Here is a 15,831-nt window from a genome sequence, read left to right on the forward strand (position 1 = left end):
CCGTGCAGCTTCCCGGAACGCCGTCGGACCAGGTGGCCGAGGTCCTCGCCGCCGGCCGGGGCGAGATCACCACGCTGTTCGTGTCGATGGCGACCCGCCATCCCGACGGGCTGGACGCCGAGTACCTGCGCTGGCACACCCTCGACCATCGGCCGGAACAACACCGGTTGGCCGCGGTGCGGGCCTCGTTGCGGTTGGTGTCGACACCGGCCTGCCGCTCCGCCCGGGCGGTCGGCGGCGGGCCGTTGGACCGTGTCGACCACGTCATGACGTACTTCTTCACCGATCGGGCGGGCCTGCGCGGTTTCAACGACCTGTCCACGGCGCTCGGCGGGGCCGGCCGCAAAGTCCCGCTGCTGCCACCGGTGGAGCGCGGCGTCTACGAGGTGCAGACCAAGGCGGCCGCGCCCCGGGTCAGGGTGGGATCGGACGTCCTGCCCTGGCTTCCCGTGCGCGGCGCCTTCCTGTTGGTCGAGCGGGGATCGGCGGCGACCGACCCGCTGGCGGACGTCGCCGGCGTGGCCGGCGTCTGGTCCGCCGTTTCGCGTCAGGCCGACGCGAGCCTGGCGAGCGCCCCGGCGGGCCAGTCGATCACGTATTGCTTCCTCGACGACGACCCGGTCGACGCCGCCGAACGGCTGCGCCCGGCGCTGTCGGCGCGCTGGGAGCGGGCGGGCATCGAACCTCTTTTTGCCGCACCGTTTTTCGCCGTGGTTCCGTACGAATGGGATCGGTATGTCCCCTAGCCGCGGGGTCGCATGCGCGTCGGCATAATGGCCGGGTCCGACAAGGAGCGTCCGCGGGCCGACCGGCTGGCCGGGGTGATCGCCGACGCCACCGCGGCCGAAAGTGCTGGTTTCGAGACCTTTTGGATGCCGCAGGTGCCCGGCTACCTCGACGCGTTGACCGTCGTATCGCTGATCGGGCAGGCCACCCATCGCATCGAGGCCGGCACGGCGGTCGTCCCGATTCAAACCCGCCATCCGATGATCATGGCGCAACAGGCGTTGACCACCCAGGTCGCGTGCGGCGGGCGGTTCACACTCGGCGTCGGGCCCTCGCACCACTGGATCATCGACGGCCAACTCGGGTTGCCCTACGATCGCCCGGCGGGCCTGATGCGCGACTATCTCGACGTGCTCGACGCGTCCTTCGCGGGTCCGGGGACCGTCGATGTCGTCAACGGCACCTACCGCGTGCACGCCCCGGTGGATGTCACCGACAGGTACCGGGTTCCGGTCCTGTTGGCCGCGCTCGGTCCGGCGATGCTGCGCCTCGCCGGTGAGCGGGCCGGCGGCACGATCTTGTGGATGGCCGACGAGCGGGCGATCGGCGACCACGTCGTGCCGCGCATCACCGCGGCGGCCGGCCGGGCCGGTCACCCCGCACCGCGGATCGTCGCCGGCGTTCCGGTGGCGCTGTGCGCGAGCGACGAGACGGAAGCCGCCCGCGCCTACGCCAGTGAGGTGCTCGGGCACGCGGATTTCTCGCCGAACTATGTGCGACTGCTCGAGCACGGTGACTCAGCCGACGTCGGCGACACGATGGCGGCCGGTGACGAATCGGCCGTCCTCGCCCGGCTGCTCCGCTACCGCGACGCGGGCGTCACGGACCTCGCGGCGCGAATCGTCCCCGTGGGTAGGGACGCAACCGAACGCGCCGCGTCGCGACGCCGTACCCAGGAGTTCCTGTCGTCGCTGTGTCCGGCGTTGTGATCAGCGCGGCGGACTCAACGCGTGAATCCCCACTCCGCCTCGTTCTCTTCGGTTTTGAGGCGCTCGGCCGGGTCGTCCGCGTCGGTGAGCGGCGGGTGCGCGGAGGGGGAGGTGCGCTCGCCGAGCTCGGCGATGGCGTGCACCGGGCAGTCCATCAGCGCGCGCATGACCGCGTCGCGGTCCCCCTCCGCCACGGTGCCATCGCCGATGAGGGACGCGTAACCCCAGTCGTCCAGCGAGAAGTATCCCGGCGCGTACTTCGCGCAGATGCCGAAGCCGTCGCATACCGTGCGGTCCAACCGGATCTTCACGCGAGCCCCAGCACTTCCGCCTCGTAGGGCCGGTCGGCGCGGAATGCGCCGCGGGCGCAGTCCGGGCACGTACCGCCGAGGTGCGCGGTGACTTCGCCCGGAAACCGGCCGAGCAGGCTGGCCGCCACGTTGGTGGCCGCGTCCAACGTCGCGCACGCGCCGCGTCCGCGCAGCAGAACCGACCAGCGCCGCAACCGCTCCACGTCTTCCGTCGTCGCGGCGCCGTCGCGCAGCGCGCAGGCGGCGGCGGCCATCGCGGCCGTCCCGTTGAAGCAGGACCCGCATTGCCCGGCGTTCTCGCGGTCGAAGTAGGCCAGCACCGACGCGGCGACCGCGACGGGGCAGTCGTCGGTGATCACCGAGATCGCGCCGCAACCCAAACCGGCGCCGAGCCGCCGCATCGTCTCATGGTCCAGCGTCGCCTCGAGCACGGTGCGGTCCAGCAGGCCGGCGAAGTAGCCGCCAAGCAGCGCCCCGCGCACCGACTCCGGCGAAACACCATGCAGGGCAAGGAGTTCGGTGAACAGCATGCCGTGCGGAAGCTCGTAGAGAACGGGCGGCCGGCCGGCACCGGTGATGGTGGCCAGGAAGGTGCCCGGAGACAGCGACGTGCCCTGCGCGCGGAATGCCGCCGACCCACGGAACTGCAGGAAGGGCAGGTTGGCCAGCGTCTCGACATTGCTGACCAGGGTCGGCAGTTCGTCGACGCCCTCCTCGAACGGGCGGGGCGGCTTGTCGGTCGGCTTGGCCGGGCCGCCGTTGATCGCGCGGACGGCGGCCGTTTCCTCGCCGGCCACGTATCCGGGCTGCACGGCCGACATCGCGACCGTGACACGGCCGAGGATCCCGGGCTCGAGCTCCCCGAGCGCGGTCTCGACGCTGTGCGCCGACTCCGGGTCGGACACGTAGACGTGGGCGCGATCGGCGCCGACCATCGCCGCGGCCAACCGGAGTCCGTCCAGGATCAGGTGCGGCCGGTTACGCAGCAGCCAGCGGTCTTTGATCGAAGCCGGTTCGCCCTCTTCGCCATTCGCGACGACCACGGCGCCCCCCGCGCCGCGTCCGTTGTCGCGCACCGCCCGCAGCTTGACCGCCAGCGGGAAGGCCGCTCCCCCGCGGCCGACCAGCCCGCCGGCTTCCACCTCGCCCAGCAGCGCGTCGGCGTCGGCGAGCGGGCGGTACCCGCCGGGCCGCCGGTAGGCCGCGAGGTCCTCGCGGGCCCGGCCGGCCCGTTCGAAGAGCAGCCGGGGTTCACAACCCGGGGCGGTGGCGGTGGTGATCGTTGTGGATTGCGCGGTGCTCACGGCTCGACCGCCATCGTCGTGGTTAGGCTTGGGCACATGCGAACTGCGGTGGTGCGCGTCAACGTCGACCCGCAAAGCGTTCTCACGCCCGCGCAGCTACGAGACGGCATGGCGGCGCTCCTCGAACTCGCGGGGCGGGTGGGCGCCGGCCTGGTGGCGAACGACCTCGCGGCCATGCCCACGGGCCGCCGTGAGGTCGAATTGCTTGTCGCGGCCCAGGACGGCGACACCGCCAAGGGCGCCGCAATGAACTTGTGCGCCAAAGTGTTCGGCGGCGACCCGGTCCCGGGGGTGGTCACCTTCATCAGCCGGGGAACCGACGACGACGCCCAGGGCGTGCTGGCCGGCTTCGGGCTGACCGGTGACATCGAGCGGGTGCCCGGCGGCGACGGCTTCGACATCGTCTACGTGACGCTGCGGGAGGAAGACCTCGAACGGATCCCGGAGAGCCGGGTCCACACGGCGCTGGAGGCCTCGCTCAACTGCGAGGTCCACATTCGGATCAGGTAGGACCATCACGCCCCCAGGAACTCGAGGATGGCGGGCGCGGCCTGCACCCAGGTGTCGAACATGTTGAAGTGCTGCACCCGGCCCGCGGCGCGGTCTTCGGCGGCGCGCTCCCACGCGTCCTCGGGCCAGGGCGGGTCGATGAGCTTCGACCCCTTGATCAGGCAACTGACCTCGAGCGACGTCCGCTTGGGGTGATCCATGTCGTTCTCGCCGCCGCGAATGATCAACGTGGGCACCTTGATCCGATCGAACATCTCGTCCTCGACGCCCGGGATCGTCTGTCCCGGCTTGGACACGAACGCGTTCAGCCAGCGCAGCATCACCTTGAGGAACTCGCCAGAGTCGAAGTCGAGGAACCGCTGCTTGTTGTTCGGGTTCTCCTCGATGCGGTCCCGCCACTCGGCCACCTTCACCACGCCGTCCATCCCGGTGCCGCGCACCGCGAGGATGCTGGGGATGATGTAGAAGGAGCCCAGCACGAAGGTGCCGTAGATGCCGCCGACGATGTTCCACACCACGAGTTTGGTCACCATTTCGGGGTAGAGCATCGTGGTCAGCATGGAATCCCTTGCGCCGCCGGACCCGCCGGCGAGGATGCAGCGCTCGAAGCCCAGCCCGGTCACCAGCTTGTGCAGCGTCTCGGCGCGCATGTGCGATTCGCTCTGGCCGTAAAACTGAACGTCGGAGGCGCCGCAGTTGGGCCGGTCCCACAGCAACACGCGATAGCCGCCGGCGGCCAGCGCGTCGGCGAGCGGGCGCAGGCCCTCGATCTCCTTGCTGAACCGGCCGCCCGGCGTCAGGGCGATGAGATCGCCGGAGTCACCGAGGATTTCGTAGACGACGTTTCCCCCGTTGATCTCGATTGAAGGCACCCGATTCTCCTGTTGTTTAGGCCTGCACCAAAACGTCGTTGCCGACGACGCGCACCGGATAGGTACGGATACTCCATTCGGGCTTGACCGCGGTGGTCCCGGTCGCCAGTTCGAAACCCCACTGGTGCCAAGGGCAATAGATGTACTCCCGATCGCGCACCATGACCGAGTCGCCCGGGGCGGTCTCATCGACGATCGTGCGCCCGCGCGCGCGGCCCGAGCAGAGCGGACCGCCCTGGTGCGGGCAATAGTTCGCGATGGCATAGAAGCTGCCGTTGACGTTGTAGACGCCGACGCCGTGGCGTCCGATCGGCACCAATTTGTGTGTGCCCGGCGGGATTTCGTCGACCGTCGCCACTACATGTTCGCGGCCCTGGGCGAGGCGAGGCTCGGGCCGCTTCGTCTCTTCCGTCAACTCAGAGCACCCGGACCTGGCCCTCGAGGACGGGAACCGTCTCGGGAAGGTGGTAGGTCGCAATGCCGTTCTTGTACATCACGGCGTCCCGCGCGTGCTTGGGCAGGTGCTTGACCAGCCAGCGCGGATCGTCGAACGTCCAGTGTGGGTAGTCCGAGGAGAAGAGCAGGATCTTCTCGCACTCCATCCATTCCAGCGCGCGGGTCAGCTCGGTCTTGTCCTCGGGGTAGTCCAGCGGCTGGGTGGTGAACTTGATGTGGTCCTTGACGTAATCCGACGGCTTGCGCTTGATGTCCACCCACGACTTGCGCGCCTCGTAGATCGCATCCATGCGCCACATCAGCGGCAGGATCCAGGTGAACGCGTGCTCGACGAACACGATCCGCAGCGTCGGGAACCGGTCGAACACGCCGTCGAAGATCAGGCTCATCACCTGGTTGGCGGCCAGCAGTGAGTAGGTGACCATGAAGTCGTGGTTGTAGCTGGGGAAGCCGACCGGCGGGATCGGTAGCTCGTCGTACTGGCTGCGCGACAGGTGACAGCTGACGGTGATGTCGTGCTTGGTGGCGGCGGCCCAGATGGGGTCGTATTTGGGATGGCCCCAGGACGGCTTCGGTTCCGCCTTGATCAGGATCTGCGCCATGAAGGGATGCCCGGCCCAGCGCTCGATTTCGCGCACGGACGCCTCCGGCTCCTCGATGGCCAGGCAGATCGAGCCCCGCCAGCGTTCGTGCCAGTTGTTGTGGCTGTCGAGCCAGTGATTGGCCTGCCAGTCGTTGAGCGCGTACGACATCGCGTGCTGCGCCTCGGGAAGGCGGGCCGGGTAGGCGGCGGGTTCCAGGATCGCGATGTCGGATCCCGCCTCCATGATGAGCTGGCGGAACGCCATATCCGGGTCGCTGCAAGGGAACTCGCCATTGGCGGGGAACGAGTCCACACGCATCGCGTAGGAGTGCGCGTAGTCGGGAGCGTCGTAGTAGATCAGCTCGCCCACGTTGCGGTTGAGGAAGTACTTGCTGCGCCACGGCTCGGGGATGTAGGGAACGAGCTCACCCCGCTTGGGCGCCGGGTGAACGTCCGAATCGACGCACCGGACGGCGATGCGCTCGGCAGCGGGAACCCGCTCCTGCGAATGGGTCAACGTCATGTTGAACTCCTCGGTCTCACGTCTTACTCCTACTGTGCGCCCACTTCGGCGGGGATGTCTATCCCGTACAGCCGCGCCGCGTTGCGCCAGCACACCTTCTCGCGCTGGGCGGCCGACAGCGCCCGGGGGAGTTTGCCGGCGTCACCGAACTGCCAGTGCGGATAGCTCGAGCCGAACATCACCATGTCGTCCTTGCCGGTGAAGCCGAACCACTCGCCGGCGAACTCGACGTCACCGGGACCGTCGAGGCTGCCCTGAACGAAATACACGTGACCGGGCAGGTAGTCGCTCGGAATCCGCGGTGCCCACGGCGTCTGTTCCAGGTGCGGCCGGCCGAAGGTGTCCATCCGCCAGATGAACGGCGTCAGGAAGTCGGCGGCGCCGTCGGCCCAGACGAACTTCAGGCCGGCGAAGCGCTCGAACACTCCCTCGGCGATCATGTTCATCTGGTGGTAGATGTAGTTCAGCGCCATGAAGCTCACGTACTGCTCGTACGTGCGGGTGTTCCCGGACGGGGTCGGCGGGAACATGATCCCGTTGCCCACCTCGATGTGCGCGGCCACCGCAAGTCCCGCGTCGACCGCGGCCTCCCACAGCGGCCAGAATTGCGGCTTGCCGTAGAGCTCGCGGGATTGCAGCGGCACACCGATCTGGACCACGCGGGGATGCGCCCGCCACCGCTCGATCTCGCGCAAGGCGCCGGGGATGTCGTCGGGGTTCACCCGGATGGTGCCGCGGAATCGCTCGCCGTGCTCGCGCGACTCCAGCCAGTTCGTCACCATCATCTCGTTGTGGGCGGCGTGCAGCGCGCTGCCCAGGTGCCGGTCCGGCATGATGCCGCGGCCCATCGGATGCAGAACCGCCACGTCGACCCCGCGCTTCGAAAAGAGCTCATGGGCAACGAATTCCGGATCCGAACCCGGATACTGACCGTCCGGGCCCTCGGTGTTGGGCGCGTACTCACCGCCCGGAGCGCCGTACCAATCCATCTCGTAATCGGGGAAGCCGCGGCTTTTGAACGGCTCGCGCAGCGTCTTCCGCAGCGCCTTGTTGGACGGAAAGAAAATGTGCACGCTCGCGTCGATGAGCGGGGTGCGGGTTCCGTCAGCGTGTTCGATCACGAAAGCCATCCTTCGACTCGGACCGCCGACGCGCGCCCAGCCGGGTCATATGATAGATAACCTAACATTCGTCTCGGTGGTCAATCAACGGGTTTTCGGTAAGCGTTTCGTTTAGTCATCGTCACTGGTCATCGCGGTTTTCCGGCCGCCGGCGCCAATATCGTTCTTAAATGCGGATAATACCATTCTCGCGACTTGGGCAGGGTCGTCACCGGCCGGGACGGGCTGGCGTCCTCGGTCAGGAGGTGGGACGGCCCACGGTCACGCCGGCGGCCTTCTCCAGTGGTTTGATCACCGTCGTGAAGTCCGAATCGGGGCCCTGGTCGTCCGCGACCTTCGCCCAGAGCCGTCCGATCGTTGCGGCGACGTCGGTGGGCACGGCGAGCGCTTCCGCCTCGTCGAGGTACAGACGCACGTCCTTGACCATCAGGCCGGTGGCGAACCCGTAGTCGAAGCTCCGGTTGAGGATCGCGCGGGGAAATTTGTCCCTGCTCGCGCTGGTGGCGCCCGACCCGGCGTTGAGCACCTCGATCATCACGTCGGGGTCGAGGCCGGCCTTGACGCCCATGACGACAACCTCGGCGGTGGCGGCCAGCACGTTGGCCGCCAGGATGTTGTTGGCGAGCTTCATCGTCTGCGCCGAACCGGGTTTGGCCCCGACGTAGAGGGGCCGGCCGATCGCCTCGAGCGCGGTCCGGACGGCGTCGAATTCGGCGCGCGGACCGGACACCATGACCGCGAGCGCGCCCCGCTCGGCCCCAGCGACCCCGCCGCTGACCGGGCTGTCGATCGTCGCGATGCCCCGCTCGGCGAGCCGGTCATGGATCTGCACCGCCACTCGGCTGCCGACGGTGGACAGGTCGACATAGCGCTTGACTCGGGCGCCCCCGATCACGCCGGCCGCACCGGCGGCCACCTCGAGCGATGCGAGCGGTGTCGGCAGGCTCGCCAGGACGGTTTCGGTGCGGTCGGCGACCTCTTTCGGCGACGACGCGGGGCGCGCCCCCACGGCGACGATGCGCTCGAGCGCCCCCGCGCGCGTGTCGAAGGCGACGACATCGTGGCCTTCCTGAATCAGGCGGCGCGCCATGGGAAATCCCATGTTGCCCAACCCGATGAATCCGACCTCCACGACGGGGCCCTAGTCCCGGTCGGCTTCGGCGAACGCCTCACGCGCGATGCGGAAGCTGTCGACCGCGGCGGGCACACCGGCGTAGATAGCCACCTGCAGGAAGACCTCGCGGATCTCCTCACGGGTGACGCCGTTCGTCAGCGCGGCCTTGACGTGCGTCCGCAATTCGTTCGGCCGATTGAGCACCGAGATCATCGCCAGGTTGAGCATGCTGCGCGTTTTCCGGGGCAGCTCCTCGCGGCCCCACACCGCGCCCCAGCAGTATTCGGTGACGAGATCCTGCAGGGGTCCGGTGAATTCGTCCGCGTCGGCCAGCGCGCGTTTGACGTAGTCCTCGCCGAGCACTTCGGAGCGAATGTGCAGGCCCCGCTGGTAGGTTTCGCGCTCCAATGGTCTACTCCTTCGTCGTGGAGATCGGCGGCCGGAATTGCCGTGACCGCAGTCTTGCATCGTCCGCGCGGTCTGCACCCGCGCCCCGACGTGCCATGTTCCGGTGATCCGCTCGTCCGCCTCGGTCACCCCATAATCCGTTTTCGAGATTATTACTTCCGTCGAGGAGAATGATATTCTCGCAGCGGCGGTGACGACAGGAGGCGGCCTTCATGCTGTTGGAGTTCGATGCCGATCAGCGGCTGTGGCAGAAGACCGTTCGCGACGCCGTCGCCAAGCAGTGCCCGCCCTCGCTGGTGCGCGGCGTGGCCGAGGACGGCGTCGATCCCAGCCCGTTGTGGAAGTCCTACGTGGACCAGGGCTGGACCGAGCTGAGCGATCCCGAAAGCGCCGTCGAGCTGGCCGTCGTGCTCGAGGAGCTGGGACGCGCGACCGACCCCACCCCATTCCTGGCGACGATGAGCCAGTTCGCCCCGTTGGCGGCCGCGCACTTCGACCCGCACGAGTCGGGTACCGCCGTGTACGCCGGGGTGGCCGCACATCGGGACGCCGACGGTTGGGTGCTGGACGGTACGGCCCGCCACGTGCTCGACGGTGACCGCGTCGACCGGCTGGCGGTGGTGACCGACGCCGGGGTGTTCCTCACCGCGTCGAACCAGGTGTCGGCGCGCCGGACCGCGGTCTTCGACCCCGTCCTGCACGTCGCCGACCTGTCGTTCTGCGAGGTCCGGGTGCCCGATGCCGCCCGGCTCGCGGTCGATTCCGAACGCGCGCACCACGTCGCGCTCACCGGCATGGCGATCACCATGGTCGGTGCCTGCCAACGCATTCTCGACCTGGTGCTCGAACACGTCCGCAGCCGTCGGCAATTCGGTGTGCCGATCGGCTCGTTCCAGGCCGTTCAGCACAAGGCCGCGGACATGCACGTCGCGGTGGAGCGGGCCCGGGCGCTCGCGTACTTCGCGGCGCTGACGATTGCCGCCGACGATCCGCGGCGCCGGCTGGCGGCGGCGATGGCCAAGGCGTCGGCGGGGGAGTGCCAGTCGCTGGTGTTCCGCCACGGGTTACAGCTCCATGGCGCAATGGGATTCACGTGGGAGAACGATCTGCAGTTCGCGCTGAAGCGCGCCAAAGCCGGCGAGCTGATGCTCGGTGGTGCGGCCGAGCACCGGGCGCGCATCGCGGAGGAATACCGTGCAGCTGACTTTTGATTCCGACGTCGAGGAGTTCCGGGCGCAGTTCGCGGCCTTCCTCGACGAGAATCTCCCTCCCGCAAGCGAAACGTTCGAGCGCCCACGGTCGGTATCGCACATGCCGCAATGGGCGCGCGACTGGCAGCGGCTGCTGTTCGACAACGGCTGGCTCCTGCCGAGCCAGCCGCCCGAGTTCGGCGGTCGCAGCGCGACGGTGATTCAGCAGTTCGTCTACCTCGAGGAACTCAGCCGCCGTCGCATCTACCACAGCTTCAACCCGCAGGGCGTGAATATCGTTGCGGCGTCGCTGTTGTCGTTCGGCAGCGACGAACAGAAGCGGCGCTGGGCGGTGCCGATCCTGCGGGCCGAGATCACCGCGTCGCTCGGGATGAGCGAGCCCAGCGCGGGCTCCGACCTGGCGTCGCTGCGCACGCGCGCGGTGCTGGACGGCGATCACTTCGTGGTCAACGGCCAGAAGGTGTGGACGTCGGGAGCGCACGACGCCGACGTGCTGCTGACCTTCGTCCGCACCAACCCGGATGCGCCGAAGCACAAGGGAATCAGCGCGTTGGTCATCCCCACCGACAGCCCGGGCCTCGTGCGCCGGCCGTTCCCGTCGATCTGCGGCGCCGAGGACCTGGATTTCAACGAGGTCTTCTTCACCGACGTGCGGGTGCCGGCCGAGAACCTGGTCGGCGAGATCGACCAGGGCTGGCGGGTGGCCAACGGGTCGCTGGGCCACGAACGCACGATGATGTGGCTGGGCTTCGCCGATCGGCTCGAGAACATGATCGACGACTTCCACCCACGCACCGACGTCGAGCGCGACCGGTACGCGAGCACCATCATGGACAAGCAGGCGCTGCGCCTGTTGGGTTCGGCCGCCTTGGCGCGTGCTTCGCGCGGCGAGGACGACGTGGCCGCGATCTCGGTGCTCAAGCTGCTCGGGTCCGAGGCCGAGCTGCGCGGCATGGAGCTGGCGCTGACGTCGGCGGGATCCGACGGGCTCGTCCACCCCGGACAGACCGGGCCGTACGCGCACATGAACCTCGACCACTATTTCGCCAGCTGGTTCGAGCGCTACGCCCGCAGCTTCTCGGGGACGATCGCCGGGGGCACGTCGGAGATCCAGCGCAACATCATCGCCCAGCGGGTGCTCGGTCTGCCGCGCGGTTAGCTCGCTGTGCGGCGGGAGTCGCTAGACCGGGTCGAATTTGGTGATCAGCCAGGTGCCGTTGACCCGGGCCAGACTCACCAGCACGCTGCTGGACGCCATCGCGGGGTCCGGGTTGTCCTTGCTGGTGGTGCTCTGGTCGACCAGCACCAGCACCACGGCGGAATTCGGATGCAACTCCGAGACCGCGGCCCCGATCACTCGGGCGCTGGTCTTCAGCGACTTCTGTTTGGCCGCCGGAGCGACGATCTGCTCGGTGAACTGGTTGTAGTACGACAGGAAATCCCCGGACAGGTGTGACTTCGCGGCGGCGAAGTCCTTGTCGAGCGACTCGGGCGAGTAGGACAGCAACGCGACCGTTCCGTCGGACGCCGCAGCGACGACCGCGTTCGCGACGCCGGGGTCGGTTTGTTTGTCGGGCCGGTACTGCTTGAAGTACAACCACGTCGCCGCGCCGCCGGAGATCAGCAGCAGCAAAATCAGCACGACCGGAACGACTTTCACCCCGCGTCCGGGGCGATCCGCACTACGCTTTGTGCGCTCGGTCCGTTCGGCGGAGTCGTCGGCGGCCTCGGCGTCCCGGTCAACCGCGCTCATGGAACGAACTCCAGTTTGGACATCTTGTATTGCCCGCCGTCGTCGGTGACGGTCACCTTGAGCCGCCAGTTGCGCGGTTCGTCTTTGGCACCGGCGGCGTTGGAGATCCGCGACGACGCCGCGACGAGGACCAAGGCGGAGTCCCCCTCGATGGATTGCACCGCCGCCGCGTTCACGGTTCCCTGGGTGACCACTTTGGACTGCTCCACGACCGTCGTGAAGTCCTTCGCGCGCTGCTGGAAGTCGTCCCTGAACTGACCGGTCGAGCTGTCGATCACCCGCTGCACGTCCTCCTTGGCCCTGTTGAAGTCCATGGAGAACATGTTGACGACACCTTGTCGGGCCCCGGCGATGAAGTTCGCGACGCGCTGGTTGCGCTCGGTGGCTTCGTGATGGTGCCACACCATGAATCCGCTCGCCCCGACGAAGGCGCAAATGAGGGCGATGACCGCCGCCTTCCACGCCACGGACAACCGCGGCAGCGGCACGCGGCGCCGGGAGCGGGCCGGCTCTGCTTCCGGTTCGGCGTCGGCCTCGTCGGCGATGCCCTCTTCGGCCTCCGCGTCCTCGGTTGCTTCGGCGGTCTCGTCGGCGTCGGCGTCGGCAGATTCGTCGCCGGGGGCTTCGGCGGCCTGCGCTTCGCGCCGGAGCCGGGCGGCACGTGCGCGGGCGCGCGCCGCGGCCGCGAGTGCTTCGGCTTCGGCGGCTTCCGCCTCGGCTTCCGCGATCAAAGCCATCGTGTCGGCTTTCGACGGAGCCGAATCTTGCGGCGGTTCCTTGCCCTCAGCCATCGCGCTTACTGCCCGTCACTTTCCGGATCGACTGCCTGCGGGTCACGCGGCTACCATCGCACGAGCGAGAACGGCCAGCTGTTGGTGCCCCCCGGTCCGCCGCCGCAGCCGGTGTCGAACGTCGAATCGACCTGTCCCGCCATCGTCGCCGCATCCCACGAATAAACGTCGTGCGAGGGAAAGAACTGGACCACGCAGCGCACACCGTCGGGCACGTCAACCGCCATGGTGTAGCGGCCGTTGGACAGGTGTGCGTCTGACTTCCACGGCGCCGCTTGCCCGTTGGGTTGCGCAATCGCTTGGACGGTGAGGCATTCCGGTCCTTGGTCGTACCGGCACGGGCGGATCGCCCAGATCCAGCTGTGGCCGGGGTCGCGCGGCGTGTCCAGCCGGTAGTTGCCAACCTGAATGTCCGCGTGGGCGACCGGCTCAAGAGTGAGTGCGGCGGTGGCGAGCGCAAGGCTCACTGCAACAGTCTTCACCGGTGCGTCTCCCATCTCTGCACACGTGCCTGGCCTGAATATAGGGCGCCGCCACGCTGCACAGGCCTACTCGGAAAAATTGCGGCAGTCAACGGCTCGCTTCCGGTGTCTGCACTCACCCGGCCCGGGCCGGGAGCGGCTCAGTCGATGACCGCCTCTTCCTTGCGTTCGGTGATCGGTCTGGCCAGCTCTTGCTCGTCGCAAATGCGTTGCAGCTTCTCCAGCGTCTCGTCCAGGCCGGCCCCGATCTTGCGGCCGGGGGTGAAGCCGGCCGGCAGCTTGCGCATGCCCTGGATGACGCCGATGGTCTCGTAGTGGATGGTGCCCTCGGGGTCGCAGTGATAGTCGGGCATCCGGTCGAGAACGGCCGTCAGCATCGATTTGAACACGGTGCGAGCCACGTTGGATCCGATGCACCGGTGGACGCCGAGGCCAAAGCTGAAGTGGCGATTACCCTTTCGGTCCAGCACGATCTCGTCCGGGTCTTTGAACACCGCTGGGTCCCGGTTGGCCATGGCCCACGAGATCCACAGCCGTTCCCCCTCCTTGAACTGGGTGCCGTCGAGTTCGACGTCGTCGGAGAAGGTTCGGCCGTCGCCGGGGGCCGGGGTGAAGTACCGCAGGAATTCCTCGGTCGCCGGGTCGAGCAGGGTATCGCGTTGCTTGCTGAGCAACTCGCGTTGATCGGGGTGCTCCGAAAGCCATTCCAGTGAATGCGCGGTCAACGCAGTCGTGGTGTCGAAGCCGCCACCGATGACCAGGCCGAGGTTGCCGAGGACCTCCAGGTCGGGGGCGGGCTCGCCGTCGATGCGCATCTCGAGCAGGGCGTTGACGATGCCGGGCCGCGGGTTCTGGCGAATCTCGATCATGTTGTTGACCAGGTCGAGCCCCATCTGCCGATGCATCTCGGTGACTCGCTGGATGTCCGGGGAATGTTCGGGGGTGTACACGGCCGCGTGGGTGGGCTCGCTGTACATCTGCCAGTTCTTCAGTGGGATGCCCAGCATGGCCAGTGTCAGGACCGCGGGCACGACATTGGCCAGGTCGTCGACGAAGTCGATCTGGCCTTCCCCGATCTTCTCGTCGAGGCAGGCCCGGGTCACGTCGTCGACGAACGGCTTCCAGCGTTTGACGGCGGCCGGTGACAGGTACGGGTTGAGCACGTTGCGGTAGATGCGGTGCTCGGGGTCGTCCATCTCCAGGATGCCGCCGCGCACCCCGTTGATCCGGCTGGCCGTCGGAATCGAAATGCCTTTGTAGCCGCGGCGTTCGTTGTTGACGTCGTGATCGTTGGACACCGCGGGGCAGCGAGCCAGTTCGAACACCTCGTGGCTTCCGGCCGCCACCCAATGGCCGCCGTAGGTGTCGCTCCAGGCCATCGGGCACTTGGCGTGCATCTCTTCGGTGATGGCCTTGAAGTTCGACCGGTATTCCGGGGAATGCCGCTCGAACTGATACCGCTTCTTCTTGCGGTCGCTATCGCTGACCGCGTCGCCGACACTCAAAGCTCTGTCTCCCTTTACGTGTCATTCGGTGATGATGATGGCCTGCTCCGGGCAAGACTGCGCGGCTTCGCGAACCTGGTCCTCACGCTCGGCCGGCACCACTTCGTCGACCGCGGACGAACTGCCGTCGATGTCGCTGAGCTGAAAGGACTCCGGCGCGATCATCGCGCACAGGGTGTGGCCCTGACAGCGTTCTGGATCAACCCAGACCTTCACGGTGTCTCCTTGCGGTGGTTCGTTGCCGGCTCAGGTGTTGCGACCGCCGTTGACGCCCAGGATCTGACCAGTGATGTAGCCGGCCTCTTCGGACACCAGGAAAGCGCATGCCGCCGCGATGTCTTCGGGCTTGCCCATCCGGCGCACCGGGGTCCGCGCGATGGTCTCCTCGATGTCGCCCAGGAAGCCGTTCTTCTCCGCGGCGCGCAACATCGGGGTGTCGATGAAGCCCGGCGGCACCGCGTTGACCGTGATGCCGGCGGGGCCGTACTCGAGGGCCAAGGACTTGGTGAGCCCGTTGACCGCGGACTTGGCCGCCACGTAGTGACTCATGTACGGCGCGCCGGAGTGCGTGCTCGACGAAGAGATGTTGACGATGCGTCCCCACTGCGCCGCGATCATGTCGGGCAGCACGGCCTGAATGGTGTGGAAGACCCCGTTGAGGTTGACGTCGATCACCCGTTGCCAGTCGTCGAACGTGATGTTGTTGAAGCGCTTGAATCCGTCCAGACCCGCGGCATTGACGAGAACCGTGACCGGCCCCAGCTGGGCGCGGATGGCCGCGACCGCGGCGTCCACCTGCGACCGATCGGTGACGTCCGCGGTGAACGAGTGGTCGTCGTCCGACGGTCGCAGGTCGATCGTGGCGACGTCCAGACCGTCGGCGCGCAACCGCTGCGCCACGGCAAGCCCGATACCGGATCCGCCGCCGGTGACCACCGCAGTCTTCACGTTGAGACCTCTACTCCAAAGGTGACCGTCTCAGCCACAAAGAATCTCGCTTACGATTATGAGAACCTTACTCTCGCGGAAGAGCGGGTTGCAACACGCCCGGGAAAACCTGTTCGGCCTGCGTCGGGGCGCCTTACGCTGCGACGGATGGGCGTTTGCTTCGCTGGTCAGGGGCCCGGCCTCATTCCTGAGAGTTTCTTGAATTATCGAGACACGAATGTAAG

19 protein-coding genes are annotated in these 15,831 nt (G+C 67.7%); 5 read left to right on the forward strand and 14 right to left on the reverse strand.

What is annotated here, in order from left to right; all coding sequences use genetic code 11:
• Positions 1 to 2: 2 nt before the first annotated feature.
• Positions 3 to 746 carry a hypothetical protein gene (locus tag BST44_RS04720; protein WP_083175303.1) on the forward strand — a complete coding sequence of 248 codons (744 nt, stop codon included), beginning with the start codon at positions 3 to 5 and terminating at the stop codon, positions 744 to 746.
• Positions 747 to 758: 12 nt separating this feature from the next.
• Positions 759 to 1,715, forward strand: a complete 957-nt coding sequence (locus BST44_RS04725; protein ID WP_083175304.1) for a TIGR03564 family F420-dependent LLM class oxidoreductase — start codon at positions 759 to 761, stop codon at positions 1,713 to 1,715.
• Between the two features lie 14 nt (positions 1,716 to 1,729).
• Here BST44_RS04725 and BST44_RS04730 read toward each other — a convergent pair whose 3' ends face one another.
• Together BST44_RS04730 and BST44_RS04735 are read right to left on the reverse strand one after the other, a co-directional pair.
• Positions 1,730 to 2,026, reverse strand: coding sequence for a ferredoxin (locus BST44_RS04730; protein WP_083175305.1), 297 nt, complete (start codon positions 2,024 to 2,026; stop codon positions 1,730 to 1,732).
• Positions 2,023 to 3,330 (reverse strand): NADH-ubiquinone oxidoreductase-F iron-sulfur binding region domain-containing protein, encoded by a 1,308-nt coding sequence (locus BST44_RS04735; RefSeq protein ID WP_083175412.1) that lies wholly within the window; start codon positions 3,328 to 3,330, stop codon positions 2,023 to 2,025. The genes BST44_RS04730 and BST44_RS04735 overlap by 4 nt, the downstream gene beginning before the upstream one ends.
• Positions 3,331 to 3,366: 36 nt before the next feature.
• Here BST44_RS04735 and BST44_RS04740 point away from each other — a divergent pair, with 36 nt between their 5' ends.
• Positions 3,367 to 3,840, forward strand: a complete 474-nt coding sequence (locus tag BST44_RS04740) for a hypothetical protein (RefSeq protein ID WP_083175306.1) — start codon at positions 3,367 to 3,369, stop codon at positions 3,838 to 3,840.
• Between the two features lie 5 nt (positions 3,841 to 3,845).
• On the opposite strand, the gene BST44_RS04745 is transcribed toward BST44_RS04740, so the two are convergent.
• From BST44_RS04745 to BST44_RS04770, 6 genes are all read right to left on the reverse strand, one after another.
• Positions 3,846 to 4,712 carry an alpha/beta fold hydrolase gene (locus tag BST44_RS04745; RefSeq protein WP_083175308.1) on the reverse strand — a complete coding sequence of 289 codons (867 nt, stop codon included), beginning with the start codon at positions 4,710 to 4,712 and terminating at the stop codon, positions 3,846 to 3,848.
• A gap of 16 nt (positions 4,713 to 4,728) precedes the next feature.
• Positions 4,729 to 5,127 (reverse strand): Rieske (2Fe-2S) protein, encoded by a 399-nt coding sequence (locus BST44_RS04750; protein ID WP_083175309.1) that lies wholly within the window; start codon positions 5,125 to 5,127, stop codon positions 4,729 to 4,731.
• Position 5,128: 1 nt separating this feature from the next.
• Positions 5,129 to 6,274 (reverse strand): amidohydrolase family protein, encoded by a 1,146-nt coding sequence (locus BST44_RS04755; RefSeq protein WP_083175311.1) that lies wholly within the window; start codon positions 6,272 to 6,274, stop codon positions 5,129 to 5,131.
• Positions 6,275 to 6,303: 29 nt separating this feature from the next.
• A complete protein-coding gene (locus tag BST44_RS04760) occupies positions 6,304 to 7,395 on the reverse strand; it encodes an amidohydrolase family protein (protein ID WP_083175413.1) in 1,092 nt (363 codons plus the stop codon).
• A 238-nt stretch (positions 7,396 to 7,633) separates the two neighbouring features.
• Positions 7,634 to 8,527: an NAD(P)-dependent oxidoreductase gene (locus BST44_RS04765; protein WP_083175312.1), complete on the reverse strand. Its 894-nt coding sequence runs from the start codon at positions 8,525 to 8,527 to the stop codon at positions 7,634 to 7,636.
• 9 nt (positions 8,528 to 8,536) lie between these two features.
• Complete coding sequence (locus tag BST44_RS04770; RefSeq protein ID WP_083175314.1) at positions 8,537 to 8,917, reverse strand: carboxymuconolactone decarboxylase family protein; 381 nt, start codon at positions 8,915 to 8,917, stop codon at positions 8,537 to 8,539.
• Between the two features lie 212 nt (positions 8,918 to 9,129).
• Here BST44_RS04770 and BST44_RS04775 point away from each other — a divergent pair, with 212 nt between their 5' ends.
• Positions 9,130 to 10,128: an acyl-CoA dehydrogenase family protein gene (locus BST44_RS04775; protein ID WP_083175415.1), complete on the forward strand. Its 999-nt coding sequence runs from the start codon at positions 9,130 to 9,132 to the stop codon at positions 10,126 to 10,128.
• On the forward strand, positions 10,112 to 11,287 hold the full coding sequence (locus BST44_RS04780) for an acyl-CoA dehydrogenase family protein (RefSeq protein ID WP_083175315.1): 1,176 nt from the start codon (positions 10,112 to 10,114) through the stop codon (positions 11,285 to 11,287). Before BST44_RS04775 ends, BST44_RS04780 begins: the two co-directional genes overlap by 17 nt.
• Positions 11,288 to 11,308: 21 nt before the next feature.
• On the opposite strand, the gene BST44_RS04785 is transcribed toward BST44_RS04780, so the two are convergent.
• The 6 genes from BST44_RS04785 to BST44_RS04810 all read right to left on the reverse strand — a co-directional run bounded on the left by BST44_RS04785 (position 11,309) and on the right by BST44_RS04810 (position 15,607).
• The gene (locus tag BST44_RS04785) at positions 11,309 to 11,881 is read right to left on the reverse strand and encodes a hypothetical protein (RefSeq protein ID WP_083175316.1); all 573 of its coding nucleotides are present in this window, start codon (positions 11,879 to 11,881) and stop codon (positions 11,309 to 11,311) included.
• Positions 11,878 to 12,672: an Rv1363c family protein gene (locus BST44_RS04790; protein ID WP_083175318.1), complete on the reverse strand. Its 795-nt coding sequence runs from the start codon at positions 12,670 to 12,672 to the stop codon at positions 11,878 to 11,880. Before BST44_RS04790 ends, BST44_RS04785 begins: the two co-directional genes overlap by 4 nt.
• 50 nt (positions 12,673 to 12,722) lie before the next feature.
• On the reverse strand, positions 12,723 to 13,169 hold the full coding sequence (locus BST44_RS04795) for a hypothetical protein (RefSeq protein WP_083175319.1): 447 nt from the start codon (positions 13,167 to 13,169) through the stop codon (positions 12,723 to 12,725).
• A 125-nt stretch (positions 13,170 to 13,294) separates the two neighbouring features.
• Entirely contained in the window at positions 13,295 to 14,659 is a 1,365-nt protein-coding gene (locus BST44_RS04800; RefSeq protein ID WP_083175320.1) for a cytochrome P450, read from the reverse strand.
• A 21-nt stretch (positions 14,660 to 14,680) separates the two neighbouring features.
• Entirely contained in the window at positions 14,681 to 14,875 is a 195-nt protein-coding gene (locus BST44_RS04805; RefSeq protein ID WP_065446173.1) for a ferredoxin, read from the reverse strand.
• A gap of 30 nt (positions 14,876 to 14,905) precedes the next feature.
• Positions 14,906 to 15,607 (reverse strand): SDR family NAD(P)-dependent oxidoreductase, encoded by a 702-nt coding sequence (locus tag BST44_RS04810; RefSeq protein ID WP_083175322.1) that lies wholly within the window; start codon positions 15,605 to 15,607, stop codon positions 14,906 to 14,908.
• Positions 15,608 to 15,831: the final 224 nt, after the last annotated feature.

The organism is Mycobacterium scrofulaceum (genome assembly GCF_002086735.1).
Taxonomy (GTDB): Bacteria; Actinomycetota; Actinomycetes; order Mycobacteriales; family Mycobacteriaceae; genus Mycobacterium; species Mycobacterium scrofulaceum.